Annotated in this window: 22 protein-coding genes and 1 pseudogene; 9 read left to right on the top strand and 14 right to left on the bottom strand. The window is 51.0% G+C overall.

Annotated features, from left to right (window positions below):
- The first annotated feature begins 263 nt into the window (after nt 1-263).
- From DB847_RS18240 to DB847_RS25165, 4 genes are all read left to right on the top strand, one after another.
- The gene (locus DB847_RS18240) at nt 264-1,157 is read left to right on the top strand and encodes a WYL domain-containing protein (protein WP_108651983.1); all 894 of its coding nucleotides are present in this window, start codon (nt 264-266) and stop codon (nt 1,155-1,157) included.
- 239 nt (nt 1,158-1,396) lie between these two features.
- On the top strand, nt 1,397-3,778 hold the full coding sequence (locus DB847_RS18245; RefSeq protein ID WP_108651984.1) for an AAA family ATPase: 2,382 nt from the start codon (nt 1,397-1,399) through the stop codon (nt 3,776-3,778).
- Nucleotides 3,778-5,094, top strand: coding sequence for an McrC family protein (locus tag DB847_RS18250; RefSeq protein WP_199911619.1), 1,317 nt, complete (start codon nt 3,778-3,780; stop codon nt 5,092-5,094). Before DB847_RS18245 ends, DB847_RS18250 begins: the two co-directional genes overlap by 1 nt.
- Before the next feature lie 37 nt (nt 5,095-5,131).
- On the top strand, nt 5,132-5,839 hold the full coding sequence (locus DB847_RS25165) for a GIY-YIG nuclease family protein (RefSeq protein WP_199911620.1): 708 nt from the start codon (nt 5,132-5,134) through the stop codon (nt 5,837-5,839).
- Nucleotides 5,840-5,946: 107 nt separating this feature from the next.
- Here DB847_RS25165 and DB847_RS18260 read toward each other — a convergent pair whose 3' ends face one another.
- The 4 genes from DB847_RS18260 to DB847_RS18275 form a co-directional block, all read right to left on the bottom strand.
- Nucleotides 5,947-6,663: an outer membrane protein gene (locus tag DB847_RS18260; RefSeq protein WP_108651985.1), complete on the bottom strand. Its 717-nt coding sequence runs from the start codon at nt 6,661-6,663 to the stop codon at nt 5,947-5,949.
- A 128-nt stretch (nt 6,664-6,791) separates the two neighbouring features.
- Complete coding sequence (locus DB847_RS18265; RefSeq protein ID WP_159084736.1) at nt 6,792-7,640, bottom strand: hypothetical protein; 849 nt, start codon at nt 7,638-7,640, stop codon at nt 6,792-6,794.
- A gap of 268 nt (nt 7,641-7,908) precedes the next feature.
- Complete coding sequence (locus tag DB847_RS18270) at nt 7,909-8,394, bottom strand: hypothetical protein (protein WP_108651987.1); 486 nt, start codon at nt 8,392-8,394, stop codon at nt 7,909-7,911.
- A 72-nt stretch (nt 8,395-8,466) separates the two neighbouring features.
- Complete coding sequence (locus DB847_RS18275; RefSeq protein ID WP_108651988.1) at nt 8,467-8,736, bottom strand: hypothetical protein; 270 nt, start codon at nt 8,734-8,736, stop codon at nt 8,467-8,469.
- Between the two features lie 424 nt (nt 8,737-9,160).
- Here DB847_RS18275 and DB847_RS18280 point away from each other — a divergent pair, with 424 nt between their 5' ends.
- Nucleotides 9,161-10,015 (top strand): helix-turn-helix transcriptional regulator, encoded by an 855-nt coding sequence (locus tag DB847_RS18280; protein WP_108651989.1) that lies wholly within the window; start codon nt 9,161-9,163, stop codon nt 10,013-10,015.
- A 76-nt stretch (nt 10,016-10,091) separates the two neighbouring features.
- On the opposite strand, the gene DB847_RS18285 is transcribed toward DB847_RS18280, so the two are convergent.
- Both DB847_RS18285 and DB847_RS18290 read right to left on the bottom strand, forming a co-directional pair.
- Nucleotides 10,092-10,505 carry a hypothetical protein gene (locus DB847_RS18285; RefSeq protein WP_108651990.1) on the bottom strand — a complete coding sequence of 138 codons (414 nt, stop codon included), beginning with the start codon at nt 10,503-10,505 and terminating at the stop codon, nt 10,092-10,094.
- 129 nt (nt 10,506-10,634) lie between these two features.
- The gene (locus DB847_RS18290; RefSeq protein ID WP_108651991.1) at nt 10,635-10,895 is read right to left on the bottom strand and encodes a hypothetical protein; all 261 of its coding nucleotides are present in this window, start codon (nt 10,893-10,895) and stop codon (nt 10,635-10,637) included.
- Nucleotides 10,896-11,507: 612 nt separating this feature from the next.
- Between DB847_RS18290 and DB847_RS18295 the strand changes: the two genes are divergently transcribed.
- The 3 genes from DB847_RS18295 (at nt 11,508) to DB847_RS18305 (ending at nt 15,605) form a co-directional block, all read left to right on the top strand.
- The gene (locus DB847_RS18295; protein WP_108651992.1) at nt 11,508-12,335 is read left to right on the top strand and encodes a head GIN domain-containing protein; all 828 of its coding nucleotides are present in this window, start codon (nt 11,508-11,510) and stop codon (nt 12,333-12,335) included.
- A 165-nt stretch (nt 12,336-12,500) separates the two neighbouring features.
- Complete coding sequence (locus DB847_RS18300; RefSeq protein WP_108651993.1) at nt 12,501-13,739, top strand: MFS transporter; 1,239 nt, start codon at nt 12,501-12,503, stop codon at nt 13,737-13,739.
- A gap of 396 nt (nt 13,740-14,135) precedes the next feature.
- Nucleotides 14,136-15,605, top strand: coding sequence for a peptide MFS transporter (locus DB847_RS18305; protein WP_108651994.1), 1,470 nt, complete (start codon nt 14,136-14,138; stop codon nt 15,603-15,605).
- A gap of 641 nt (nt 15,606-16,246) precedes the next feature.
- Here DB847_RS18305 and DB847_RS24520 read toward each other — a convergent pair.
- Nucleotides 16,247-16,399 carry a hypothetical protein gene (locus DB847_RS24520; protein ID WP_159084737.1) on the bottom strand — a complete coding sequence of 51 codons (153 nt, stop codon included), beginning with the start codon at nt 16,397-16,399 and terminating at the stop codon, nt 16,247-16,249.
- 458 nt (nt 16,400-16,857) lie between these two features.
- On the opposite strand from DB847_RS24520, the gene DB847_RS18310 reads away from it, so the two are divergent.
- Entirely contained in the window at nt 16,858-17,562 is a 705-nt protein-coding gene (locus tag DB847_RS18310; RefSeq protein ID WP_108651995.1) for an O-methyltransferase, read from the top strand.
- A gap of 658 nt (nt 17,563-18,220) precedes the next feature.
- Here DB847_RS18310 and DB847_RS18315 read toward each other — a convergent pair.
- The 7 genes and pseudogenes from DB847_RS18315 to DB847_RS18345 all read right to left on the bottom strand — a co-directional run bounded on the left by DB847_RS18315 (nt 18,221) and on the right by DB847_RS18345 (nt 26,183).
- Nucleotides 18,221-18,828, bottom strand: a pseudogene (locus DB847_RS18315) (ATP-binding cassette domain-containing protein).
- The gene (locus DB847_RS18320; RefSeq protein ID WP_108653017.1) at nt 18,822-19,616 is read right to left on the bottom strand and encodes an ATP-binding cassette domain-containing protein; all 795 of its coding nucleotides are present in this window, start codon (nt 19,614-19,616) and stop codon (nt 18,822-18,824) included. The pseudogene DB847_RS18315 and the gene DB847_RS18320 overlap by 7 nt, the downstream one beginning before the upstream one ends.
- Complete coding sequence (locus DB847_RS18325; protein ID WP_108651996.1) at nt 19,616-20,422, bottom strand: ABC transporter permease; 807 nt, start codon at nt 20,420-20,422, stop codon at nt 19,616-19,618. The genes DB847_RS18320 and DB847_RS18325 overlap by 1 nt, the downstream gene beginning before the upstream one ends.
- A complete protein-coding gene (locus DB847_RS18330) occupies nt 20,419-21,387 on the bottom strand; it encodes an ABC transporter permease (RefSeq protein ID WP_108651997.1) in 969 nt (322 codons plus the stop codon). The genes DB847_RS18325 and DB847_RS18330 overlap by 4 nt, the downstream gene beginning before the upstream one ends.
- Nucleotides 21,387-22,979 carry an ABC transporter substrate-binding protein gene (locus DB847_RS18335; RefSeq protein WP_199911622.1) on the bottom strand — a complete coding sequence of 531 codons (1,593 nt, stop codon included), beginning with the start codon at nt 22,977-22,979 and terminating at the stop codon, nt 21,387-21,389. Before DB847_RS18335 ends, DB847_RS18330 begins: the two co-directional genes overlap by 1 nt.
- A 944-nt stretch (nt 22,980-23,923) precedes the next feature.
- Entirely contained in the window at nt 23,924-24,739 is an 816-nt protein-coding gene (locus DB847_RS18340) for an alpha/beta fold hydrolase (protein ID WP_108651998.1), read from the bottom strand.
- 922 nt (nt 24,740-25,661) lie between these two features.
- On the bottom strand, nt 25,662-26,183 hold the full coding sequence (locus tag DB847_RS18345; protein ID WP_108651999.1) for a 2'-5' RNA ligase family protein: 522 nt from the start codon (nt 26,181-26,183) through the stop codon (nt 25,662-25,664).
- Nucleotides 26,184-26,281 lie beyond the last annotated feature (98 nt).

Genomic DNA, 26,281 nt, shown 5'->3' on the forward strand with positions numbered 1-26,281 from the left:
GACACCTTAAAAATAATGACTATGGCTCGTCTCGGCCGACAGCAGGACAACCACGACAGAAATAATCGCGTATTGTTCTAAATTCACTCAGCGTGGAACAGCATAATACTGCGAAATTTTCGCAGATCAAGCCTGGTGGATAAAATTCCCACAAAAACCATGCAAAGAGGATGGCTTTGTAACAATTGATCTCATGATGTTGAGAGTAGCTCTCATGCTTGTTATGATACTGCGAAAATTTACCAGTATTAAAAGCGTGCATCATGGCCAAGAAAAACCCCAAGTCTCTGGATGATCTTTCCGCTCCTCAGCGCGAGCGGCTGTGGCTGATCGACTTTCTGGCTCAGTTCAAAGGTGAGTTAACCCGTAATGATGTGGTGAAGCGCTTTGGGGTGACACTCTCTAATGCCACCATAGATCTGGCGCTGTACCGCAAGCTGGCTCCGGAGAATATCCACTACGATGCACGTAGTAAGACTTACCAACGCACTCAAAGCTTTGTGCCACTATTTGACTATGAGCCACTAAAGACCCTCTCGACTCTGAGTGAAGGTGTTTCAGAGGGCTTTCACAGTGGCCCCACTCCGGTCTCTATCAGTCCCAGCCATCACCTAAACCAACCAGACCTTGAGATCCTGGCCAGTGTCTGCCGCGCCATCCATTTCAGACAGGCCCTGCGAGCCAGCTATATCTCCCTCACCAGTGGTGAAACCGAGCGGGAGCTGGTTCCCCACTCTCTGGTCGACACCGGGCAGCGCTGGCATGTCCGCGCCTATTGCCGCAAGCGTCAGGAGTTTCGTGACTTTGTACTAACTCGCTTTACTCAGATCTGCAGCGAAGGATTAACCATTGACTCTGAGCAGGAGTCCGTTGAGTGCGATAACGACTGGAATGCAAAAGTCACGCTCACCCTGATCCCACACCCGGGGGTGAGCTTTCCTGAAGCGATAGAGCGTGACTATGGAATGCAAAATGGCACACTGGAAGTCACCGGACTCCCTGCAGCAACAATAGGCTATCTGCTTAGACTGTGGAGTGTTGACTGTTCAGCTGATCACAGGCTAAGTGCCGCCGAGTATCAGCTGGCGCTGGCAAACCCAGCAGACCTTCACTCTGCAGGTAATTTTGCGATTGCGCCAGGCGCACAACTGAGCTGATCTCCCAAATGGCAGAGCCACCATCGGCTCTGCCTTCAATTTCAAGCATCTGCCCGATTTATTTTCCCCACCTATTCGATTATTTTTCACTCACTTCAAAAAACAAGACCGACAGCTCCCGAAAAGATCGCAAAAACTGTCGCATCTTGCTTGATTTATAACCTCGACGGGCCTATCATACTGCGAAATTTTCGCATATCCAATTTAATATGCTCAATCACCAGTAGTAGAGCCCCCTGATGTTTAAACGTTTAGAAGAGATTAGCTGTTATCTAAATAATGATGAAGGTGTTGTTGTTTCTGAAGAGCTAAAACGCCGCACTAACCTTGAGAAGATGCCTGAGGCGTTCCGAGAGTGCTTTAATCAAGATGTGCTCCCCATTCTTAAGGCACTTCGTGACAACGCTCATACACCATACTTTACAACACGAAATGACAGTCGCCTCAAGTTCTACTTAGAGAATGGAATGTGGTTATTTACGATAGAACCACTACAAAATTGCCAGTTCAATATAAGGTTTTCTATACGCCAGCAGATTAGAAACGAATTCTATGAGCTCAATTACTTTAAAAATTTATATGAAGCGAGAAATATAGACGATACCTACGCTCCCTATCAGTATCGCTTCACTGCCGAAGATATTGATGGAATGAGAGAGGCTTGTCAGCTATTCAAAAGCCTCCTAGCAAAGAGCTTAACAGAAGACAGAACCATTGTTACGGGTACGATCAACTCAACTCATAACTCTCCCGATGGTCTGGCGATTAACTTCAGGAAAAAAGATAAAGAACTCCTGCCTCTCAATTCAAATGATGTGCAGCCCATACAGCTGGAGCTCAATGGTAAATCCTACCAAGCCAAAATCCATCATCCTGATAAGGGTGGTGTCTGGGTATCTCCTGTCTGCTATTTTGAAGAGGAAAAGATCACCCTATCAAGCATCCTTCTTCCTTGTGGCTTCCGAGCAAAAGATAAAATCCAGATCGCGTTTAACGGTACTCACGGCATAGTTCTAAATACCCAACAAAACAGTAATACTCAGCAAGAAGCCCAAGAGAAAAATATGAGCCATATCCCTCTCAATACCATATTGTTTGGCCCTCCCGGAACCGGCAAGACTTACCACACAACTGAGCATGCGGTGAAGATAGCTGATCCCGAATGGTTTGCTGAACAGTCCGATCTTCTTAGCGATGATGAACTACGCAAAGCATTAAAGCATCGTTACGATGAGCTGCTTGAGCAGAAGCGCATCGTGTTTACCACCTTCCACCAAAGTTTTGCCTATGAGGATTTTATCGAGGGGATCCGCGCAACCACAGATGAAGATAGTGGTGCTCTGAAGTATGAGATCCAGGATGGGATCTTCAAGCAGCTCTGTGATAAGGCCTGCTCCAGAGATGCCATCCTCTCTGAAGAGAGTATTGATCTCAGCGGACGCCGGTTCTGGAAGATGTCACTGGGTAACACCAAGCTGGAAGATGATGATTACATTTACCAAGAGTGCCTTGAGAACAACTACGTACTTTTGGGCTGGGGTGGGAACATTGATTTCAGTGGCTGCAATAACAAGGACTCTATCAAAGAAAAGTTCGAGCAGGAACATGGAGAAGTACACGACTTTGCCCTTGCCTCTGTCCATCGTTTCAAAAATGAAATTCAAAAGGGTGATCTAATTGTAATATCTGATGGCAACCGTAAATTCCGGGCCATTGCTGAGATCACTGGCGAATATATGCATCAGCCAGAAGATGATAGAGATGACTATCATCAGGCTCGTAGCGTAAAATGGCTTCGCCGTTATGAGCCCAGTCAGCCAGTTGAAGCTCTATTCAACAAAAATCTAACCCAAAAAACACTATATGAGTTGAAGGGTGAAACCATCGTTCTGAAGCGGATGGCTGAGCTTCTCGCTCCAACCGGGACTACAGAGCAGGCCCTGAAGCCCCATGTCATAGTGATTGACGAGATTAACCGCGGCAATATCTCGCGGATCTTTGGTGAGCTGATCACCCTGCTGGAACCCAGCAAGCGCAAAGGTGAGGATGAAGGACACTCAGTGACCCTACCCTACTCGAAGACTCCGTTTACTATCCCCAACAACCTCTATGTCGTTGGCACCATGAATACCGCCGATAAGTCTCTGGCCCAGCTGGATCTGGCGTTGCGGCGGCGCTTCAGCTTCATCGAGATGTTACCCAATCCGAAGCTGCTTCAAGGGATAGAGGTGTTTGGAGTCGAAATCGACGAACTACTGAGCACCATCAACCAACGGATCGAGGTGCTGCTGGATCAGGATCATATGATTGGGCACAGCTACTTTATGCAGCTGCCATCTCTTGAATCTGAAGAGGATCGCCAGCAGGAGCTCAAACGAATTTTCAAAGAGAATATTTTACCTCTACTACAGGAGTACTTCTTTGATGACTTTGAGCGAATCGGCTGGGTATTGAACGATCCCAAGAAGTCAGACGAATGCCGCTTTATTACTCAGGGAGGCGATAACTCTATTGAGAAGCTATTTGGCGCCGAAGTTGCAGGACAGCTCAGTGATCGACGCTATCGCCTCAATGAGAGTGCCTTTGAAAATCCCGAAGCCTATCTGGGGATTATTGGGTAATGCCTGACATCATCCAAATACGCGAGTATGCTTCGATCACCTGCGATCAGAGTCAAACTCGAAGCCTCAACCTGGGAGTGGTCTCTCCGGCAACCTTTAACTGGTTGCTTGAGCTACAGGCTCGCTGGAAGGGACGAGCTCAGCTCTTAGAGATTGAGGGTAAACAGAGGCTTAAGATCTGTAGTTATGTTGGTTTTTTGCGAAGCCCGACGGGTGAAGAGATCGAGATCCTGCCTAAAACACAGCAGCATGAGTTTTCAGATCCCGGGGAGCTCGATGGCTGCCGGGGGCTGCTGTTCAATATGCTGTTGGTGGCGATGCACCTTAAGCCTCGGGAAGCAGAGTCCGCTCAGCTACGCCGAACAGACGCACCTGTGCATGAGTGGGTGATTCAGTGCTTTTTGGCTGAACTTAAGCAGCTGATTAACCGAGGGCTACGCTTTGACTACCAGGCTGTAGAAGAGGAGAGCCGCTTTATCCGGGGGCAGATCAATCTTGCCCGTCAGAGCCGACAAACACCGGATCGGGCAACCTGGTTTCATATCCAGCACAACATCTATAGTCCACAGCGCCGGGAAAATCGGCTCCTGAAAACGGCTTTGGATTATGCTCTCAAACTAACCAAGAGTTCAGATAACTGGCGCCTGGCCAATGAACTGGCACACCAGCTCATCACCATTGAAGCCTATCAGCAACCTATGCAGGAGTTACCTCGCTGGCAAAGTAGTAAGCTGATGAAAGGCTATGACGCGATCAAACCCTGGTGTGAACTGATTCTGGAACAACTCAATCCCAGCTTTCAACAGGGGCAGCATGAAGGTGTAGCGTTGCTATTTGCGATGGAGAGACTGTTTGAAGAGTATGTTTCCCACTGTCTACGAGGTTCGCTGCATAGCAGTGCTCGCCTGAAGACTCAGGCGGCCAGCAAGTATCTTCTGAGGCATCAGCCAAGAGAAACAGAGCAAGTGAGTAACTGGTTCCAACTCAAGCCAGATCTGTTATTAGAGACCAAACAGCAGTGCTCCGTGCTGGATACCAAGTGGAAGCTCCTTAACGACATGCACAACACCTCTGAGCACAAATATGGGATCAAGCAATCCGATATCTATCAGCTCTATGCCTATGGCCACAAGTACATGCAAGGCCAGGGAGATATGATGCTGATCTACCCGAGACACAGTGCATTCGATGAGCCTCTCCCGGTGTTTAGCTTTGATGAAAGACTCCACCTGTGGGCTGTTCCTTTTGATCTTAAAACTCAACAGCTGGTGCCTGGCGAATGGCAACAGGCATTCTCACAGATGCTTATCCAGTAATGCATAAGCCCACATAACCAGATAAATAGAGAATAATATGCTGAATAAAATTACTCAGATTGGCTTTAGAAAAGTCGGAGAGTGGTACCTTGATAACCAAAAGCCTCAATTGAATATTCATGAAGAGGCAGAATCATCAAACATCTTGTATAGCTTCGTTGTCGATGGGATCCCAAAATATATAGGGAAGACAACTCAGCCTCTCAAAAAGCGTATGTATGGTTACCTCAATCCGGGAGCGACACAGAGCACCAATATTCGCAACCATCAGAACATTCTGGATGCATTGACAACAAACTCCTCTATCGAGCTGTATGTACTCCCTGATCATGGGCTACTCCATTTTGGAGAGTTTCACCTCAATCTGGCAGCAGGATTGGAGGACTCTCTCATCGCTAAGCTCTCTCCAGCCTGGAATGGCGGAGAGCCAACAGAAACAATTAAGATCCAACTTGGCGATACCTACTACAACAAAGGATTCTTTAATATCCCTGTCGCATATCAGGAGCAATTTGGTGCTGATGGTGAAGAGATTGAGATATACCTTGGCTATTCAAAGACACGGGTTAAGGGCTATATAAACCGCACTGCGAATACCAATGAAACCCCAAGAATCATGGGTGGCAAAGAGATGACAAGCTGGTTGAATAACCACTTTGAGCAGGGTGACGTTATTTATATCGCGATAAAATCAAGTCATGCAATTCTGATCCGCAATAACAGTTCTCAGCTTCAGCCAGCGTAGCTCGAGGGTATTTGGATGATCCAGCTTCCAGGTTGTGAAGATATTCATACTGCTCCCTGATGGAGCTGCACTCAGCAAGGTGGCCAAATCCTTGGCCTCTTTAGCGATTAGAACTTAAACCGCACTCCCGCCAGGTAACTGGTGACCTTTCCGGTGGCATCAGAGTTGATCTCGCGCTGTGAGTTCACCAGATCATCTTTGCCGAAGTAGTGGTTCACAGTGAGGTTGAAGGCGATGTTCTGAGTCAGGTTATAGCCCACACCAAAGCCTGCCATTGGTACCCAGCTGTTATTGGTGTCGGACCACCCGGTTGATTCATGCTTTAACTTGGCATACTGATAGGAAGCACCGCCCTTAAAGAAGATGTCCCAGCTTTTGCTTGCATGGAACATGGCAACCATCGCTAGATCGATGGAGCGGTTGTTGAGATCATAGCCTTGGGCCTTGAGCTCATCGAGCTGGTTATAGGCAGCTTCACCGCCCAGCCCAAAGTCCGCATTCAGATTATGAATAAAACCGGCTGCCGCTGAATAGGCCAGGTGACTCCGGTCACTGGAGACGCCCAAAGCTTGCAGGCCATCATCAATATCTGTGATCAGGCTATTTTCTCCATAACCTGCCGACAAATTAATATAGGCATAGTCTTTAGCAGAAAAATCCATCGACTCATAGTGTGCAGGAGCGAGATGGCTCTCGGTCGAACTCAGCTGATTATTAAGATTTACCTGAGGTAATCCGGCAGTGGTTAGATTGTCGGTATTTGCCAATGCACTCTGGGCAGCCATTGCAGAGACAATGGCTAAGCTAATCATAGTTTTTTTCATTCGGGTTCCAATATAAACCGTTTAATCAAAAGACACATAAAGCATGGCAACTGGAAAGTCAGTTGCCGGAAAATAGGAAGTGACAAATATAAGTTCAGTGATCGCAGGTAAACAAATTTTTACAATAATCACTTAGGCTGCTGAACGGTCATCGTTACTTTCTGAACTGTTTTCATCTTGCTGGCAGGCTTAGGTTCTGCTGATTTTTCATTCTTTTCATTTACAGCTTTAATTATCATATTTGGTGAAACTTTTACCGGATAGTGCCAATTTTTGTAGCCGTCACGGACAACCTTAACATCAATCGTCACACCGTCTTTAAATGACCCAAAGCCATTACCCGTGGATACATAGGATCCATTCACTAAAACCATCGCATCAGGGGCAACCTGGAAAGTCACTTTGTCCATCTTAACTTCGGCCTTAGGCTTCACCGCACCAATCTTGTACTGGAATGTCTCATCACCAACCAGCTTTCCAGCGGCCTTACGCACCAGAGCCGTCCAGTAGCTTGAACTACCGCTTGCATAGGTATGGGTCACATCAAAGTTCTTTGAATATACCAGAGTACCTTTTGACACATCGAGCATTTTTATTTGAAGCTCCAGCTCTAAGTTAGCTTTATGCTCTGTAAAATTACTAAAGTGTACCGAACGATCAGTTGCTCTTGCATAGGTTATCTTTGGGATGACCAAGAACTTAGCACCAGCCATCTCCCCTGCACTTTGCATGCTTTCCTGTGATACCTTGCCCGTATGCTGGAATGCAAATTCCTGATCGATTTCATGCTGATTGTTACGATCAGCCAGAGTAATGTTTGGCAGGTTAACCAGATTCGACTCAAGTATCGAAACAATCGATGCAGGATTAATCTTAGCCTGAGTTAAATTCTCTGGCTGCTTAATAGCAATGGTTGTTGCTTTCGCAGATCCTATACCAGCTAGAACCAGCATCATAGTGAATATTGTTCTTTTCATATACATCTCTCGCTTAATTTTGAAATGAAGTTTTACCAAAAATTCAGTATTTATCTAACATTCGCACTTGATTTAAAAACCCATGCTTTTTCTCTACGAGACTTGCAGAAAAATATTGATATCCTTTGGGTCTGAGAATGACTCACAGATAATATTTTTGCGAACGGCATTCATGTTTGTAATTAATGCTTGTCGTAAGATTTGCTTTGATATCTACTACATACCTATACACCCAGCAACTCTGAAATCACTTATAAATTTTTATTTATTAGCTTTTCATTGGCTTGTTATTGTAGTCAATACGAACAGTAGCTTTACCGTCCTTATGATAAGTGGTTATCTTGTCAGCCTTTCCGCTCTTAAACCACTTAGGGTTACCCATCTCCGTAAACAGCTTTGTATAGCCATCTGTATCACGGTACTTTAGCCTAACTCCATCACTCTTATGCAGAGCCCCAGCAATACCGCCAACAGCTGCACCGGCACCAGCTCCAACCATCACCGCAACGTGATTATCACCAATCAGAGAACCAAGCCCCCCACCAATAAGAGCACCAATTCCTGCATCACCTTTGGTTCCTGTGTCATTTTTAATTTCGACCTTTTTTACCGACAAGATACGCACTGTTTGAATGCGAGATGTTGCATTCAGATCTGACATATTTACCTCGTCCGGATTCATCGTTTGAGCGCATCCAGTCAGGCCAAGCGCAGCAATAAGCCCACCAGTAATAACGGTGTTTTTAAACAGCATGATAAGTTCCTTAGTAAAACTACTTTGCCACTATAAATGAAAGTGTATAAAAAATAATTGTAAACTCTAGTATTATATTCCAGCTTTCTTGCAGGATGCTACTTTAGTTGTTACCCAGGTAAGAGTAAGTTTCTGATCATTAACAGAGCTATAATAATTAGCTATTTTATCAGACAATTTACACATATCTGAGTAATTATTATCTTTCTTCGCAGAAACAAAAGCCGTGATATTAAGCTTATTCTTTGCTTCCGGTGACATAATTGAGCTAAGACCAAACGCATTCGCATAGCCAGCAGTAAATATTAATGCAGCAGATATTGCGAAGATTACTTTTTTCATTTCAAATACCTAATTTAATTCTATGGGATATAATACCCGACTTTAACCCTTACCAATTCCCATAACTTCTCCTGAAATAGCGATATCTGAGTTGTTACAACTCAGATTTAAGCCACCTATATAAAAACTTTCCCTGAACTCTGGGAGCTATGAGGATTACCATAAAATACCGATGTTAAATGTCCCTGCCAGTACTCTGAATACATGCTGCATAATCAAGCAACATAGAGTGTGCCTACCCGAGCCAGGCAATAGCAGACGATGGTGATTTTATCAGCGTGCAGATAGTAATACTCTCGGTCATTTGCCCTATTTCCATGCGTAAAGTATGGAAAAGCGAGCACATGTTATGTAGGCTATGACGTCATGTCTATACTGTTTACATACACATGTCCTCTATTCAATCAGACTCAGGAGAGTCATTATGAACTGGCCGCTTCGCTGGGATCTGCTGCTGCGCTACCGCTTTATTGAGATTGTCGCCCTGTGGGAGGGACGACTAACCACCAATCACCTAATCAAGAGCTTTGGTATCGGTCGCCAGCAAGCATCCAAAGATATCAACACCTATATAAAGGAGCATGTTCCGGATAATCTGGTTTATGACAAGAGCCTTAAGGGATATACACCCACCCCGGGCTTTACCCCCAAGTTCACCACGGGTACGGCAGATGAATACCTGCACCTTTTGAGTCGCAATACAGATATTCGCAACACCTTTAGCGGTTTGGATCTGGGTCTGAACTGCTGTGAGGCATTGCAAATCCCGCTCCGCAATATCGAGCCCACCATCTTGCGTCCGCTGGTTCAGGCGGCCCGCAACCAAAAACGAGTCGAGTTAGACTACATATCGATGCATAGCCCGGAGGTCGAAACCCGGGTGATCGCCCCTCATACCCTGGTCTGTACCCCGCTACGCTGGCATTTGCGGGCCTATTGCGAGAAGAATCGTGACTACCGGGATTTCGTGCTGAGCCGCTTTCGCGGTGAGCCGGATATCATGGATGCCTCACCAAACCCCATGGCCGAGGATCAGCGCTGGATGACAGAGATCAGCATCATCTTGGAGCCGGACTCTAGACTTAATCCCGCTCAGCGGGCGATCATTGAGCATGATTACGGAATGCGAGACGGAAAGCTTGAGATCGCCACCCGGGGCGCCCTGGTTGGCTATACCCTACCGGCTTTGAATATCGACCCACACAAATGTGAGCAGCAACCCGAAGCCCAGCAGATCCAGATCGCGAACCGAAAAGCCCTTGAGCCTTATCTGTTCTAAGCGCTCAGCAGATTCTATTGAGGCTGGATCTCCAGCCTCAATAGAATCCCCCTGGTATCAGCTTGGTCGTGGTCAACTAAGTGTGGCCACGACCAAGCTGCTCTCGGCACCACTGTATGCCTTCATTCGCATCTTTAAAATATCTTGTTGTCAGGATATTCCCGGCGTGATTGACGTACTCTTTCGCCAAGCTGCCTTGAATATTGGTGTGGGAGATGACGGCTAAAAAGCGTTCGTTGCGGTTACCAAGATCTTCTGCCAACTGGTTAAATCGAGCCATTGCTTCAGGGGGGCACAGCCCCCATTGCGAGATATCGGCAACAAATCCCCAGGGAGCATGTTCAATGTGGCTGACAAAGTTTTCATTGAGCTCTTCACAAAAAGCCTCGGTCTGCTCCAGGTTCCATGAGTCGAAAGCCCGGATCATGATAAGGTTGGGGTCTACAAACTCCATGGTATAGAGACCATGCCTTTTCTTTTGCTCGCGCATCATCAACTCCGGTATCAGCCTCCCCTAAGTATAAAAGCTTACCCAGCCGACTGGAGCTAACACTTTCTGGTACGACTTTTTACAAAGAGTACTCACCTGTGGTTACCTGGTTGATCTTTCTTATTCATGTTATTGCCGATTATGGCAAAGCAGATCCAGATACTTAATGACAGCATCGATCAGTGACGAGAGCATCAGAGAAACAGCCACGATCAGCAGCACAAACCCAACATCATAAGCATAGCGTACCGGCTCAAAAGCAACCATCTCGTGATTCGGTACGCTTGCGAAGACCGAGTAAGCATCATGCAAAAACATGAATGATGTCGCCAAAGCAGCTAACCAGATAACAATCTTTAACTGACACAACCTGAAAATCAGTTTACGCATAACCCTTCCCCTACCGCGTGGCCTGTATCTATTTTTCAGGATAGTTGAAGCTCATTGAGGGAGATGCCCGCTGGATGAAAGAGATCTGCATCATCCTTAAGCCCGATTCCAGGCTTACTCCGGCCCTATCTCTTCTAGTGAACAGATACAGTGTACTGCCCGGGCTTCCTCCCTCGGCACTCGCTCACAGAGGTTAAACCTCCCCCGTGAGCGAGCGCTGAGGCGAACCGCAGAGGATTATGGTTGAGCGATAGGGATATCGCGAGAGCTTAGCCATCACATGGACGTGATGTCTAAGCGGCGCCTTAATCCTTAGGAGAGACGAGGATACAGTGAGATCCGGGGCGCGAGGGGATTGCAAAGGGGAAATGCGTTTGCCCCTTTGCCCGCTGTCGGGCGGCCCCGACATCCCTGTGCCGAAGCCACAAAAAATCGGACCACTGGTTAACCATCAGGTTTCTTTGTGGCGCAGCCCACTTCAAAGATACTAAGACTCAGGTTAACGCTAAAAAATAACCCGGGTATCTAATCCAACGCATCATCCTGCGGATAGGTGTAGGATAAGTTCTCTACTGCTCAATTGAATCCAATTACGATAAGAGGAAGACTTGGATGAAAAAACGATTGCTGCTGATAGGCTCGCTGATGGCGGCCGGCTCATTTCTCTGCACCCAAGCTATGGCCGAAACCGTGAGCCTCACCAAGGATATTCAGGGGTTTAGTAAAATCTCCCTGAACTCGGCCGGTGAGGTGATCCTCAAGCAGGGTGATAAAGACTCAGTCCGGGTAGAGATTGATAATACCCTGCTGCCTGAGCTGGAGGTTTCCAAGTCATGGAACACCCTCAACCTTGGCTTAAAGCACAGTGATGATTATCGGCAAGGCTCGGTAAAGTTCTATGTGACCATGAAAGATATCAGTGAGATCAGCTCCCGTAACTCGGGAACCATTGATGTGGTGACTGACATTAACACCAAGGATCTGGAACTCTCTTTGAAAAACAGTGGCTCGATTCATAGCAAGGATATCAATGCTAAAGGTGAGACAGAGATCGAGCTGGTGAACAGCGGAGATATCAGCCTGGGTCAGCTCAAGACCAATCAGCTCGAGCTTGAGCTTGCCAATAGCGGCAGCATAGATATTGATAAGCTTGTGGCAGATAGCCTTAAGTCCTCTCTGGAAAATAGCGGCTCCATCTCTATTTCGGGCGGCTCGGTCAACCACCAGGAGATCAGCCTGCGTAACTCCGGCAGCTATAAGGCGAAGGACCTTGAGTCGAACACGGCTAAAGTGGATCTCTCTGGCTCAGGAAGCATTTATGCCAATGTGAAAAATGAGATTTCGGTGGATATCTCGGGCAGCGGCGATCTCTACCTCTCAGGCAAGCCAAGTTTCAAATCTATTTCAACTTCGGGCTCTGGCAGTATCCACTCCATGTAACCCATCTCAGTAGACTGACCCCGGCACGGATGCGCCGGGGCTATGATTAGTTCTTCAGGACAGATCTTTTCAAGGAATCAATCGTGCAAAATCTTCCGCCGTCACCTGTGACCTTACCCCGGGGTGCGGCCTCCCCCCTCAGCCACATCATCCGGGGAATCGCTGATGAATAAGAAGTTAATCCCTGTCCTGCTAACAGGCTGGGTATTCGTGGTTTATGAATACGCCGTCAGGGTATCCGATAGCGTGATCCTCCCTCAGCTCTCTGCTCACCTGGGGTTAGACCCTGCGGCCCTTGGCTGGTTATCCTCGGCCTACTATTTCTCTTACGTCATCTTCATGATCCCGGCCGGGATCATGATTGACCGCTACGGCCTGTACCGGGTATGGCTGGTCGCCATCAGCCTGCTGATGCTTGGTTGTGGTCTGTTTGCGATGGCACCCAACCTCGGTCTGTTGATCCTGGCCAGAGTGCTGATGGGGATCGGATCCAACTTTGCGGTGATCGGGACCTTTGCCCTGGTGATGGGGAGTAAGCGTAAGGGGCTGCTAGTCGGGATCACCATGGCCTTTTGTATGCTGGGCGCCTTCCTTGGCCAAGGCCCCTGGATCTGGCTCACCCAGACCCTGGGGAGCTGGCAGCTTGTCTACTGGCTGGCCGGGGCCTTTGGCGCTCTGTTGCTGTGTGGTTGGGCCCTGATGCACAGCAAGGTGAGTCAGCTTAATATCCAGTGCGGGATACACGGCATCGCCAGCACCCTGAAGCAGCTTTTCACCTCTCCGGTGTTCCTGCTGGCTGCCGTTTATGTGGGCTGCCTGAGTAGTCCGCAAACCGCCTTCTCAGCACTGTGGGCACCAACCTTCCTTGAAAAGGCCTATCAGCTCCCAGCACAGAGCGCCGCCTTCCTCACCTCATTGATCGCCATCGGCGGCCTGTTTGGAGGCTTGGCTCTGGGACTGATTGGCGATCACTATAAACGTACCATTCCCCTGCTTTCCGGCTGTGGCGTGATCGCGGCGCTGACCATGGGGATCATCCTCCGCGGACAACTTCCCTACCCCGCACTGGTATTTTGCCTGTTTGCACTCGGTTTTATCACCAACGCCAGCGTGGTGGTGTTTGCCTTCATGGGAGCACGCTTTGCTGACTCCCCCCGGGCCACGGTACAGGCCTCGACCAATATGTTTAATATGGGAGGCGGCCCCATCTTGCAGATCCTGGTCGGCAGCCTCATCGTCGGCGCCGGCTCATCTGCGGCAGGTTCGCTGGCCCAGATCCCGGTCCACAGTATCACCCATGCCCTCTACCTGATGCCGCTACTTATCCTTATCAGTAGTGCCCTGATCCTACTGGTACAGTTTAAGCAAAAACCGCTAGCCAGGGATTCGGCCTCCAGAGCCTGAGTCAGAACCAGAACATCTAGGCAGACCCGTCACGATAGGGCTACGCGGCGGGGACTGTCCTCCAGGCGACAGCAGCTGTCTTAGAAAAACAGCGGGCAAGTGACACGAGATCGCAACCCGACGACTCCCGGCCCCGGCTGCTTAGCCTCAAAGCCTGCTCCAGGGGGCTCATCCCCCGGGAAAACAAAGTGAATGATTTCTTATAAAATATGCTTGTTTATGTATATCCCAGACCGTATAGTGAATGGCTCGGCAACAGGGCACAGGCAGGATTATTCACGACTAAATAGCATCATATTACGCCTGGTTGCCTCATATGTGTCCTTTATTTATTCATTTAGGTTATTCAATTATCTATATGTGACTCTTTCTATTTATCTGACGGGAATTTGATTTATGCATAATCAGTCTCAGCCAAGAGGTATGGTGTACGTTGTTGGCGTCCAGGCCTGGGAATACTTTAGTTACTATGGGATGCGCGCTCTGCTCATTCTGTATTTAACCCAAAAACTACTATTTACTGATCAGCACGCCTACGCCCTGTATGGTGCCTATACCTCGTTAGTGTATGTGACGCCTATCATAGGTGGATATATTGCCGATCGAATCCTTGGAAGTTATTGGTCGGTGATTATTGGCGCCCTGTTCATGGTGGCCGGACATACGGTATTAAGTATTCCCACCTCAGATAACCTTACCCTTTATACGGCATTGGCACTGATTATCGTTGGCTACGGTTTCTTTAAAACCAATTCCAGCTGCCTGCTCGGGGAGCTCTATAAAAAGAACGAGTCGGCCCGAGAATCCGGATTTTCACTCTCTTATATTGGCGGCAATATCGGTGCCTTTGTTGCCCCTCTTGCCTGTGGTTATGCCGCGCAAACCTATGGCTGGCACTACGGCTTTGGGATCGCCGGTATCGGTATGCTGCTTGGCCTGATCCTGTTTCTCACCGGGCGTAAGCACTTTCAGGACGTCGAGAAAATTCGAATCGATGTGATCAGGGCAAAAACCCTGGGGATCCCAAACGGTCCGCTACTGGTTGTGGGCATCCTGCTGAGCGTGGCATTTTTTAGCGTCATCCTGGCTCATCTGTGGGCCGGTTATATGCTGGCTATTGTCGGTGCCATCTCGCTGTTTCTGCTGGCGCAGATCTATATCAAGTGTGGCGAGGTTGGCCGCAAAAACCTGTGGGCCATCATCATCTTCATGCTGTTTGGCACCCTATTCTGGGCCTTCGATCAGCAGGGCGGCAGCTCGATTAACCTCTTCATTGAGCGCAATGTAAACAAGGAGCTGTTTGGCTGGACGATTCCGGCCTCCTTCTACCAGTCGATCAACCCCTTTGCGGTGATTATCGGTGGTGCCCTGGTCGCCTGGATCTGGCGCTTTCTGGCGGGACTTGGCTTTACCCCCAAGACACTGTCCAAGCTTGGCACCGGATTGTTCCTGCTGACCCTCGGATTCTTCCTGATCAACACCTCATCCCAGCTGGCGATGAGCACGGGGCACACCTCGATGCTTTGGGTTACGGTTGGCTTAGGTCTCATCGGTGTTGCTGAGCTGTTTGTCGATCCGGTGGCCCTGGCCGCCATCACCCGCCTCAACCCGGCCAACGCGACCGGGACCCTGGCCGGGATCTATATGCTGCTGAGCGGCGCGGTGGCCAACTACCTGGCGGCCTGGATCGCCACAGCGGCCTCCACCGAAACGGTACATGGCAAGGCCATTAGCCTGACCGATGCGGCGCAGAACTACCACCATGTGTTCCAGAGCATCTTCCTGATTGCCCTCACCGGCTTTGTGATCTCAATCGTGGTGAACTTCCTAACCCGCAACAAGCTGGCCCTGGACTCAGGCAAATAATCCCCCGCAGTTTCCATCTCACTCAAAGCTCAGCTTCTACAGAAGCTGAGCTTTTTACTTTCAGATCCCAATCCTTTCTTGGTCAAGTTTGGCTCCAGCTACTCCCCTGGATATCAAGCTCGCGCTACTGCCTCTTTGAAGCTTGGTTAACCACTAAGCGGCGGCCAGGGCATACCTTATCCTGGCTCATCAAGCAGACTCTGCGATAGCCCCAGTCCATTGCACATAGCTACAACAGATCTCCTGCTCCAGGCCCGGGAGAACCGGGCCAAAATCGGTAACCAAGGACAATGCTCCAGAGCGCACCTTTCAGCCGCGGGGTATACTGCAGGACACTTTACCCTTGCGGTTATCATGATGGCTGTCTCCCCCTATAGACAGGAATCTTACAGACTTATTCACGGGTCGGGATCATGCTCCCCTTGATCTCATTAACCTCTGAGTGATTCAGGTTTTCCCCCTCACAGAAGAGTATCCGGATGGCATTACTTATCTGCCATTCATTACCGATGGCCTGGTGAGCATTGTGCAATAGGCACAAGTTCAGCCATACAGAGGAAACGATTTTAGATCTTGGGGTTGGCCCCTCGAAGGTGCATCAGGCAGTTTGCACAAATCTCGGGGCCATGGGGGGAGCCGGTTTATTTGATGGGGCTAACCACATCAAACTGATTCTGTTTTTGATAAGGAGGATTCGGGTTTTGCGGGGTCTGTTTATAGCTGTGTAGCTGCACTCCCGCCAATGTCAGTACACATCCTGCAATTAATCCAATCAATACACTCTTCACGTCCATCCTTGAACCTCTCGAAGTTAATGTAGAAAATCGATAGCTTTTTTCGCAAAGTAAAATAATAAGCGAAGGGTATGGTCGCAACTGGCATGGGGAATAACTGTGATCGGAATCACTCTTTTTGAGTGAACTCGATTCAGCCAGGGTTCAAAAAAGTATAAATAGATCACAAAATTGTTACATGAGCCGTTGCAAAACCGGTTTTTGGCTTTTGTTAAACGCTCTCGGAAAGGGATTTTCAGGCGACTCTGAGGGGGAGCCTGTTCCTGTATTTATTGCATTTATCAAAAAAATGGCTAAGATGGGCCGTTCAAAGGCTGGCTCTACAACAGCTGGCATGTCGACAGGCATGCACGTGAGCGTTAACGTGATTCGACGCGCAATTGACTTTACTCCAAGGTCGATAGCGCTTGTCTTATGTTCGGCTCAGCGTATCGACCTTAAACCATAAGGTGATACCAATGAAAAACTCAGAAAACTTAACCTCAATATCCTCTTTCGAAGCACAACATCAGTCCCCCGCTCCTTTCGCAGGCCATGACACCAAGCCGGGTGCAGCATCGACTCAAAGCTCCCTCACAAGAACCCACTCCCTGCTGGCAAGGTTGCATCAGCAAGCTGAATGCTCCGAGTCGGAACCTGATCGAAGCCTTAAATATATGGCGATCTCTCCTGAGGCGGGCAAACTACTGTATATGCTGATCCGTAACTTAAAACCCGAGCAGGTATTTGAGTTTGGCACGTCGATGGGGGTCTCCGGACTCTACCTGGCAAGTGCTCTGGAAGATAATGGCCGGGGCCAGCTCATCAGTTGTGAGCTGGATAAGGGAAAGGTTGAAAAAGCCCGGAGCCATTTTTCCAAAGCCGGGCTAGATCATCGAATACAGCTCTGCCAGGGGGATGCTCTCCAGATGGTTTCCGGGCTGCCGGGGCCCATCGACTTTGTGTTTCTGGATGGACATAAGGAGCTTTACCTCCCCCTGCTAAAGGCTCTTGAGCCGAAACTTGCCGACAGCGCTCTGGTGGTGGCAGATGACACCCACAAGTTTGCCAATAAATTAGCAAGCTACCTTGATTACGTCAGGGAGCCTGGCAAAGGGTTCATCTCTTCGACTCCCCTCACCTGTGGTGATGGAATGGAGCTAAGCCTGTTTGCCAGAGGCTAAGCGGGAGTCCGGCCGCGGATGCTGCACATGGAGGTGCGAATGTAGCGATAGTCATGGGTGTAGTTACTCTCGGAGTAACGTAACGTGAGGTAAGGATACCGAGCAGGGAGAGATTATCAGAGATGGTAATCGACGATAGCTACCTGCGGGAAGAAGCCGTTCACTGACGTCCTGTCTTCCACGGCATTAATACATCCTTGTATGGCAGGGATGCTCACCCAGTCCCCCTAACGACCCCAAGGGCGCCCCCCAATTCGTGTGTCTCCTCAAAATCATAGTGCTTTGAAGCAAAGCGCAAACAGTACATCCTGTACTGGTTGCGCACTCGCTGCGTCCATGCAGCTCAACTTCAAATCACTCTATGATTCTTCGGCACGAATCAAAGGGGGAAATTTAAAACCCCGTGAGCGAGCGCTGAGGCGAACCGTTGAAAGTTGCTATTTCTCTTCGAGGCAGGCCGCTCTCAGGCTTCCTGCCTTTCACGGCATTCGCACATCCTGTGCAGCAGATGGCGAGCCGCGAAGGTCTGCGGAGGTACTCGCAGTGCGTAGCGAGATTTTGCCTACTTTTGACGATACAAAAGTAGGGTGCTGTCGGCGCCCCGACATGTCTGTGGCGAAGCCACACGCAATCTGGATGCAGCGCAGCGGTAAAAACGCTATCCGCTGGATAGGGGAAGCGCTGGCTCCCACACCCGGCCACATACCTTACTGAGCAGAGCCCGGCTATGGCTGAATACGATGAGAGAAAGCGGGCGTTGTCGGCACTCGACAAGCAACTCCTGCCAGATCTGGCGCTGCACCAGGGGATCGAGCTGGGCGGTGATCTCATCGGCAACCAGCACCCGGGTCCGGGGATCCAGGGCCCTGAGCAGCGCAATTCGTGCCAGCTCTCCCCCCGAGAGTTGATGGGGCCTGCGGCCTAGCCACTCCTTTTTGACCGCAAAACGCTCCAGCTGGAGAGGCTCCGGTTGCCAGGCATCACTAAGGGACTTGCCTGTGGTGCGATAGGGGCTAAAGGTCTGCTCCGGGTGCTGGGGTACCAGCTGCACCGGACAGTAACCTCGCTGTGGCAATGGCTCGTCATTCAGGGTAATACTCCCCCCTGTGGTTTTTGCCATCCGGCCAGCACCCGGCCCAAGGTCGTTTTACCATAACCACTGGGGGCTGAGATCCCAAAGATCTCCCCCGGAGCTAACTCCAGCGAGAAATCCCGCCACAGACTGCGCTCGGCCTGGATGATCTCCAGCTTGCTCACCTTCAACATTGCCCGCCCCTCTCCTGAGTGGATAGAAACCGCTGCTCGGGGAGCGCCTGCCAGTGAGCCTGCATCTGCGCACTTCCCCCGCCTTCGTGGAGCTCATCGCAGTGAATAACCTCCCGTACCCTGCCATTTTCCAGGGCGATAATCCGGTCGGCATAGCGGGATGCCAGAGCCAGATCATGGGTCACCCATAGCACTCCGCAACCCCCTTCGCACAGACAGCGCAGATGCTCCAGTAGCTGACAGGAGAGAGACTCATCCAGCCAGGCGGTGATCTCATCGGCCAGAATAAACCTGGGCTGGCATAGGGCGGCACTGCAGGCCAGGATCCGCTTAGCCATCCCTCCGGAAAGCTGGCGTGGATAGGCGTGACGTACCCCAGGCTGCAGGCGGTACTGGCTAAGCTGCTGCTCTATCCCATGGTCCCCGACCCTTTGGCCACTGAGCTGAACCGCCCGTGACAGCTGGCGCCCCACCGAAAGCAGGGGATTGAGGGCATTCACTCCCTGGGGAACATAACAGAGGGTATGGCCTCTCAGTTGCCGAAGCTGCTGCTCACTTTGGGGGTGACCATCAAGGCTTATCTCACCACGACAGCGCAGGTTCGACGGCAGCAGGGCCAGTGCCGTCTGCAGCAGCAGGCTTTTTCCCTCGCCGCTGCCCCCGACCAGGGCCAGGATCTCGCCGCTATGCAGTTCAAACGAAATATCCTCGAGTAGGGGTTGCCAGCTGCGACGTCCCAGCCAGGAGTAACGTGCACTCTCGATCCCTATCCGGTTAAATTCAAGAATCATTCAAACCTCAACCAGAGTTGCTGCAGGGAGCGAGCCAGCTGATCAAACAGCAAGACGGTCGCCAATAAAACTAACCCGGGAAACAGCGCCAGCCACCAGCTCCCCGTCGAAAGATAACGCAGGGCATCGGCTAACAGGATACCAAGAGAGGGCTCATGGGGCTGCAGCCCAAACCCGAGAAAACTCAGGGCCGCACTGTGCAACACGGCATGGGGAAACATCAGCAGAGTCCCGATGAGATACTGGGGAAGCACTGCGGGCAAAAAGTGGTGGCGCCAGCGATATAAGGCCCCGTTGCCGATCCGCTTGGCCAACATCAGGTAGTCGCAGCTTCGTACCCTGTGCATCTCTGCACGCAGCAGCAGGGCCAGCTTTGGCCAATGGGTCAGTGCGACCGCCACTATGACGCCCTGCTTGCCGCCTCCCAGGGTAAAGCAGAGCAGGATCAGCAACAGCAGGTGAGGCAATGCCAGCAGGGTATCGATCAGCATCCGCACCAGGCGATCCATAGTGGGATGTAACAGAGTCAAGCTCGCCAGCAGCAAGGCGATGCCACCACTACAAATAGCGGCTCCGACCCCAACCTGCAGGCTGGTGGTGACGCCCTGAAAGCAGCGCACCCAGAGATCCCGCCCCATATTATCTGTGCCAAACCAGTGCTGCCAGGAGGGAGCCTGGTGGCGCGCCAGTAGATCCAGAGGCAGAGACTGTGACAGCAGCTGCCAGCCATAAATGGCCAGGATGATCAGCAGCAGTGCACTCAGAATAAGACGCAGCAGCGCCGGTGCCGGATTATGCTTCATGCCGGACGATCCAGAGCCCGGTTCATTCGTCGCAATAACCAGGCAGAGATAGTATTTCCACAAAAGACCAGCAGGGTACTGAGCAACACGATTCCCATTAAAAGTGGAATATCCCCACGCAACCCGGCATCCACAGTCGCCTGGCCGAGCCCCGGGTAGGCAAACACCTTTTCGGCCAAAAGAGATCCACCAAGTAGCTCCCCTACTGAGGCAAACTGCAGGCAGATGGCCGGAGTAATCGCATGACGCAGCAGGTGAAAGTGCAGCAGTGGCCAGGGGCGCTCACCCTGGGCGCGGGCGTAGCGAACAAACTCGCTGGACATCAGTTCGGCTATTTTTCCCCGGGTATGCAGGGCGATATTCCCTACCCCGAGCAGGCTCAGGGCAAGCATAGGTAGGATCAGGTGACGCAGACGCTCGATGAGCGACGCGCTCTGGGCGGTACTACCCGGATCCCAGGCGCAACAGATAGGCAATACCGGCAGCTTGACCGCAAATAGCGCCAGCAGCAACAGCCCCAGCCAGAAAGTTGGCAGTGAACAGAGCAGGTAGCACAGCCGGGTGATCCCCTGATCCAGGACCGTCCCCAGGTAGCGCCCTGCAGTCAGCCCCAGTAACACCCCCAGGAATCCGGAAAGCAGCCAGGAGCCAGCCAACAGTACAAAGGAGGTGGCAAAGCGCTCGCCGATCACCTGGTCCACCGGCGCGTTATATAGCATGGAAAAGCCAAGATCGCCCTGCAATAACTGGCTCAACCAGTGCCAGAAACGCAGCCACAGGGGCTGATCCAACCCCCAGCGTGCGGCGATCAGCGGGTACTGCTCTGGCGGGACATGCAGCAGGTCGCTGCCGATATAGGCGCGGATCGGGTCGATCGGCGAAAAACTCAGCAGCACAAAAGTACCTGCCGAGACTAACAGCAGTAGTCCCAGCAGGCGCAGCAGTGTCAGCCCCACAGGCTTCATCAATGGCAGGTCCAACGCCATTGGGAGAGGCTGTTAAGCACAGACCAGCTGCCATGAAACTCGGGAGCCCCGCTGCCAAGTTTGATACAGGGGTTTGCCAGATAGGTGTGCTGCACATTCAGAAGCCAGGCCCAGGCGGCATCGCCGCGGATCCCAACACCTGTTGTACCGTCCCACTCCACCTGTTGCCAGTAGGGAACCGCCTGTTGCCAGCTCGGAGCATCCAATGCCTGCTGCAGATGCTGATCGACCCTGGCATTGTGATAATAGCCCGGGTTGTAATACTCCACCCCACCAGCCTTGCTGCTGTAATGATGAACCAGCTCCATCGGATCCAGGCTGCCCCAACCGAACAGGGTTGGATTGGCGTGCATGTGCTGCTCGACCACCTCCCAACTTCCGGAGCGCAGCGCCATCTTGATCCCTAAAGGCTCAACCATAGAACGTACCGCCTCGGCCAGATCGCGGCGGGTACTATCACCACTGGTGTACCAGAGGGTCAGGTTTGCCTTGAGCTTTCCTTTTTGCAAAACACCGTCGGGGCCTTTTTTCCAGCCTGCTTTGGTCAGGATCCCTTTGGCTTTTTCCAGATCGCCATCCTTAAAGGCTGAGTCCGGGTTATTCCAGGGCAGTCCCTGCACGGCACTAAAGGCCGGGATCGCGTGCCCCTCCATGACCGCAGAGGCCAGCAGCTCACGATTAATTGCATAGTTGATCGCCCGGCGGATCGCGACATCGGCGGTAACATCGTTGCCAATAGGGTACCCCTTTGCATCCTTCTTACCGGATGGGGTGGTCGGAAAAACAATACCACGGTTCTCGACACTCGGACGCACCCATAGCTTAAGCTTGCCGGAGGAGTGAATTGCCAGTGACGGCGGGATCCGCACCAGATCCAGCTGTCCACTCCGGGCCGCAGCATAGGCACTATCTTCATCCAGAAACACGAAAATCAGCTTATTGAAGTCGTTTTTATGGCCTGCGTAATAGGGGTTGGCTTCCACCACCAGCTGCTGACCGGGTTGGAAACTCACCAGCCGATAGGGACCCGCACCGATCGGTTTTTGGGCATAGGTTTTTGGGTTGTACTCCTTAGCAGAGACGATCCCAAGGGAGCCCAGTACATTGACAAAGGTACTCTGGGGAGCCTTAAGCTTGATGGTGAGCTCAAGAGGAGATACCTGTTTCGCTGAAATAAAGTTCCCCATATCAATCTTGCCGCCACTGCGAGCTGCCTGATTATAGGTAAATACAACATCCCTGGCGGTCAGGGAGCTCCCGTCAGAGAACTTGAGGTTTGGCTTAAGCTGGATGGTCCAGGTTTTACCATCGGTTGTTGAGCTGATCTTGCTGGCCAGGATATTACTCCAGCCTAGATCGGAGTTTTGCTTGATCAGCGGGCTGTGGAGCAGCAGGTAGCTGCCATGACTCCAACCCAGCAGGGGATCGAATCCCTCTGTTGGCTCGGGCCCTATCGCCAGGCGCATGGTGTGGCCCTGGGAGGGTGTAGCCAATGGCATCTTTGCATCCGCAAAAACAGCCGAACAAAACAGCAATGTCATAAGGCCCAACAACCGAGCTCGACGCAGCATGAAATCCCCTTAAATAGTATGGTGTTAACCGCGCGGGTATTGTATCGGGTTCAGCCTTGGGTTCAACCATAAGTGAATTTATGTAAATTTGTGGCTCCGCCACAGGGATGTAATAACTTTCTGTGCCTGCGGCACAAAAATGTCGGGGATGCCCGACAGCGAGCGAGTATGATCTATCCTGCGGATAGCATTTTTGCAGCTGCGCTGCATTTGCCGGGGTGCCGGCAGCACATTACTTTTGTGCCACCAAAAGTAATCAAAAGCTCACTCCGCACGATGGGTCCTCCATCGACCTGCGTGACTCGGCGTCCATGCCTCGAAAAGAAATAACTATTCTCTACGGCTCGCCTCGGCGCTCGCTAACGGGGTTTGAAACTCCCCCTTCGATTCGCACCGAAAAATTGCTGAGATTTTTTAGGGCGAACGACAGGACGTCGTGAGAAGACAACCGGGATAGGGATTTCCCGTTTGTCTGCTCCCTAAAAAACTCAGTTATTCTGAGGAGTTATGCGAATCGGGGGGCACCCTGGGGGTTGTTAGGGGGACTGGGTGAGCAATCCCCTTGACCCGTCGCCGCTCGGCAGCGGCAACTGTGCCGGAGGCACAAAATAGCTGACGGCAAGTCAAGCAAGTATGATTTCCCGTCGGCAGCGGCAATGTGCCTCTGCCACAAAATAGCCGGCTGCAGGCTAAACAGCACCTGCGCTCTGGGCAAATAGCCAAATAACTGATGTCAGAGATAGAAGAGGCAAACAAACAGGCAAAAGAGGATGACCAGAAACAGGGTGATGCTACCAGTGATGATGCAGTGTCGAAGATCCTTCCACAGTCTCTTATTCATCAGGGGCTCAAACCTGGATCACACAAAGATGGGGTATATAAAGGAGTATAGTCGCTACCAGGGCGCAGAGAGAGTCAGGCCGGAAGGCTCCGGCCTGGTAAATTTAGGCGTAGATCTTCCCGAGGAAGGTCATCAGTTCATCAGTGACAAACTGGGCCTGCTCGAGGTTACTGATGTGACCAGCATGAGGCACCAGTACATATTCACTACCTGCGATCGCATCATGCATCAATTGTGACTCTAGGGGGGGTCTTGGCATATCCTGAGCCCCGGTCATGATCAGGACCGGCATCGTTAGCTTTGCGGCCTCATCCATCAGATCGCGACGGCCAAAAATCATCCGTCCGATACGAGTCACCTCAACGACACGCTCACCTTTGAGTGAGGCCAGGTGATGACGAAAGTCAGCAACCAGATCCGGATTGGTATCGATCGCATCTTTGGCAAAAAACATTGGGGTGATGATATCCAGCAGTGGTTCTGGGATCGCCTTTGCCCCGGCAATGGCATCGAGCATTCCAAAGTACTTCTGGTGGGTAACCTCTGGCTCCAACCCGATAAAGGTATCCATCATGGTCAGGGATTTCATCCGTCCGGGAGCCTTCAGCGCCAGCTCAGCCCCCCACATGCCACCGACCGAAAGGCCGACGACAGAGAACTCCTCAACCTTGAGATGATCCAGCAGGGCCAAAATATTATCTGCATAGTCACTGAGGGAGCGGGTTTTCTCAGGGGCTATATCCGACTGTCCATGGGCCCAGAGGTCTGGCACGATACAGCGGTAGTGCTGGCTTAATAGCTCTAGCTGGGGCTCCCACATCGCACTGTCCCACAGATAACTGTGGCCAAACACGATAACAGGCCCCTGTCCCAAATCCAGATAACGCATCTTGCGATGCTCAATGGTAAATGTTTGCATCTTGTCCTTAATATCCTTTTGCGGGGGAACTACAGTATATTCAGCGCAGCCAGAGTAGCCAAGCCTCAGATGAGTCACCCCCCTTAACATCCTGAGCTTTCAGGGGATCCTGGTAGCTCAGGCTGGCACCTGAACAGCTGGATGCAGAGCAGGCCGCATCCACTTTATCAAGCGGATAACTCTCTCATTTGTGGCTTCGCCACAGGGATCTAATAACTTTGTGTGCCTGCGGCACAGTTGCCGCTGCCGAGCGGCGGCGGGCAAGTATGCTCTATCCTGCGGATAGCTTATTTTTGCAGCTACGCTGCATTTGCCGGGGTGCCGGCAGCACATTACTTTTGTACCGCCAAAAGTAATCAAAAGCTCACTCCGCACGATGGGTCCTCCATCGACCTTTGCGGCTCGCCATCTGCTGCACAGGATGTGCGAATGCCGTGAAAGGCAGGAAGCCTGAGAACGGCTTACCTCGAAAAGAAATAACTATCCTCTACGGCTCACCTCGGCGCTCGCTAACGGGGTTTGATACTCCCCCTTCGATTCGCACCGAAAAATTGCTGAAATTTTTGAGGGCGAACGACAGGACCTCGTGAGAAGACAACCGGGATAGGGGCGAAGTTACTTCTGAAGTGACGAAACGAGAGGCAGGATGCCGAGCTGGGAAAGCATATTATGGATGATATGTGTCCCGTTTGTCTGTTCCCTCAAAAACTCAGTTATTCTGAGGAGTTATGCGAATCGGGGGGCACCCTGGGGGTTGTTAGGGGGACTGGGTGAGCAGTCCCCCTAACCCGAAGTCCGCGGCCGGACACTCATGCCTCTGGCACAAAATAGCTGACCGCAGGTCAAACTGATCTTATTTGTCTCTTACTGGATAGCAGAAGATAAATGCCCTGAATTTATCCTGGCGACTTGGCTCGCTCAGTCACACTTTCACTCTACTCAAAGCTTTCCAGGTTGGAATGGATGAAAGCTCGGGAGCCAACGCACCACTAATGAGTCGATACTCATCAAAACGCAAACTGACTCCCCGAAAACGCCGCTCAAGCTCTGCCAGGGTTTGCGGGCTGAGGGTCCGGGGATCTGGATGGTAAGCCAGGCTCAGATGGGGGCGAAATCGGTAATCATCGGTTGGTGATGCCAACTCACATAGCTGCTGATGTAGCAAGTTCAGCTGCGGATTATTCTGCATATCCAGATACAGAAATTTAAAGATGAAATCCTCTCCCCTTGCCCCGAGACACAGGCTTTCGACCGCTGAAAATTGCTGAGCTAGCTGCTCGAAGCGATCGATGAGCTGTTGCTGGCTTTGGTTGGTTTCGGCAAGAGTCAGGGTGATATGGGGCTCAAAAGCCGGAAAGCCGTACTCTACAGCCAATTCATCAACGATCGTCTGCAACGCTTGTTGGCTGCTGGCCTCCGGCATTGCCCATACGGAAAAATTCATAGTTGCTCCATGGTGTTATACCAGGCCATAGTACAGGCTTCATTTGGCAAAGTCCTAAAACATCGCCCGACCTATGGGCTAAGGCTTATCAGGTAAGG

The organism is Dongshaea marina (assembly GCF_003072645.1).
Classification (GTDB): Bacteria; Pseudomonadota; Gammaproteobacteria; order Enterobacterales; family Aeromonadaceae; genus Dongshaea; species Dongshaea marina.

Coding starts and splice junctions, on each gene's coding strand:
- DB847_RS18265 (WP_159084736.1), bottom strand. CDS start 7,640: ATGAAAAGAACAATATTCACTATGATGCTGGTTCTAGCTGGTATAGGA.
- DB847_RS18250 (WP_199911619.1), top strand. CDS start 3,778: ATGCCTGACATCATCCAAATACGCGAGTATGCTTCGATCACCTGCGAT.
- DB847_RS18300 (WP_108651993.1), top strand. CDS start 12,501: ATGAATAAGAAGTTAATCCCTGTCCTGCTAACAGGCTGGGTATTCGTG.
- DB847_RS18290 (WP_108651991.1), bottom strand. CDS start 10,895: ATGCGTAAACTGATTTTCAGGTTGTGTCAGTTAAAGATTGTTATCTGG.
- DB847_RS18325 (WP_108651996.1), bottom strand. CDS start 20,422: ATGAAGCATAATCCGGCACCGGCGCTGCTGCGTCTTATTCTGAGTGCA.
- DB847_RS18260 (WP_108651985.1), bottom strand. CDS start 6,663: ATGAAAAAAACTATGATTAGCTTAGCCATTGTCTCTGCAATGGCTGCC.
- DB847_RS18240 (WP_108651983.1), top strand. CDS start 264: ATGGCCAAGAAAAACCCCAAGTCTCTGGATGATCTTTCCGCTCCTCAG.
- DB847_RS18275 (WP_108651988.1), bottom strand. CDS start 8,736: ATGAAAAAAGTAATCTTCGCAATATCTGCTGCATTAATATTTACTGCT.
- DB847_RS18330 (WP_108651997.1), bottom strand. CDS start 21,387: ATGAAGCCTGTGGGGCTGACACTGCTGCGCCTGCTGGGACTACTGCTG.
- DB847_RS18310 (WP_108651995.1), top strand. CDS start 16,858: ATGAAAAACTCAGAAAACTTAACCTCAATATCCTCTTTCGAAGCACAA.
- DB847_RS25165 (WP_199911620.1), top strand. CDS start 5,132: ATGCTGAATAAAATTACTCAGATTGGCTTTAGAAAAGTCGGAGAGTGG.
- DB847_RS18340 (WP_108651998.1), bottom strand. CDS start 24,739: ATGCAAACATTTACCATTGAGCATCGCAAGATGCGTTATCTGGATTTG.
- DB847_RS18285 (WP_108651990.1), bottom strand. CDS start 10,505: ATGCGCGAGCAAAAGAAAAGGCATGGTCTCTATACCATGGAGTTTGTA.
- DB847_RS18335 (WP_199911622.1), bottom strand. CDS start 22,979: ATGCTGCGTCGAGCTCGGTTGTTGGGCCTTATGACATTGCTGTTTTGT.
- DB847_RS18280 (WP_108651989.1), top strand. CDS start 9,161: ATGAACTGGCCGCTTCGCTGGGATCTGCTGCTGCGCTACCGCTTTATT.
- DB847_RS18245 (WP_108651984.1), top strand. CDS start 1,397: ATGTTTAAACGTTTAGAAGAGATTAGCTGTTATCTAAATAATGATGAA.
- DB847_RS18270 (WP_108651987.1), bottom strand. CDS start 8,394: ATGCTGTTTAAAAACACCGTTATTACTGGTGGGCTTATTGCTGCGCTT.
- DB847_RS24520 (WP_159084737.1), bottom strand. CDS start 16,399: ATGGACGTGAAGAGTGTATTGATTGGATTAATTGCAGGATGTGTACTG.
- DB847_RS18295 (WP_108651992.1), top strand. CDS start 11,508: ATGAAAAAACGATTGCTGCTGATAGGCTCGCTGATGGCGGCCGGCTCA.
- DB847_RS18345 (WP_108651999.1), bottom strand. CDS start 26,183: ATGAATTTTTCCGTATGGGCAATGCCGGAGGCCAGCAGCCAACAAGCG.
- DB847_RS18305 (WP_108651994.1), top strand. CDS start 14,136: ATGCATAATCAGTCTCAGCCAAGAGGTATGGTGTACGTTGTTGGCGTC.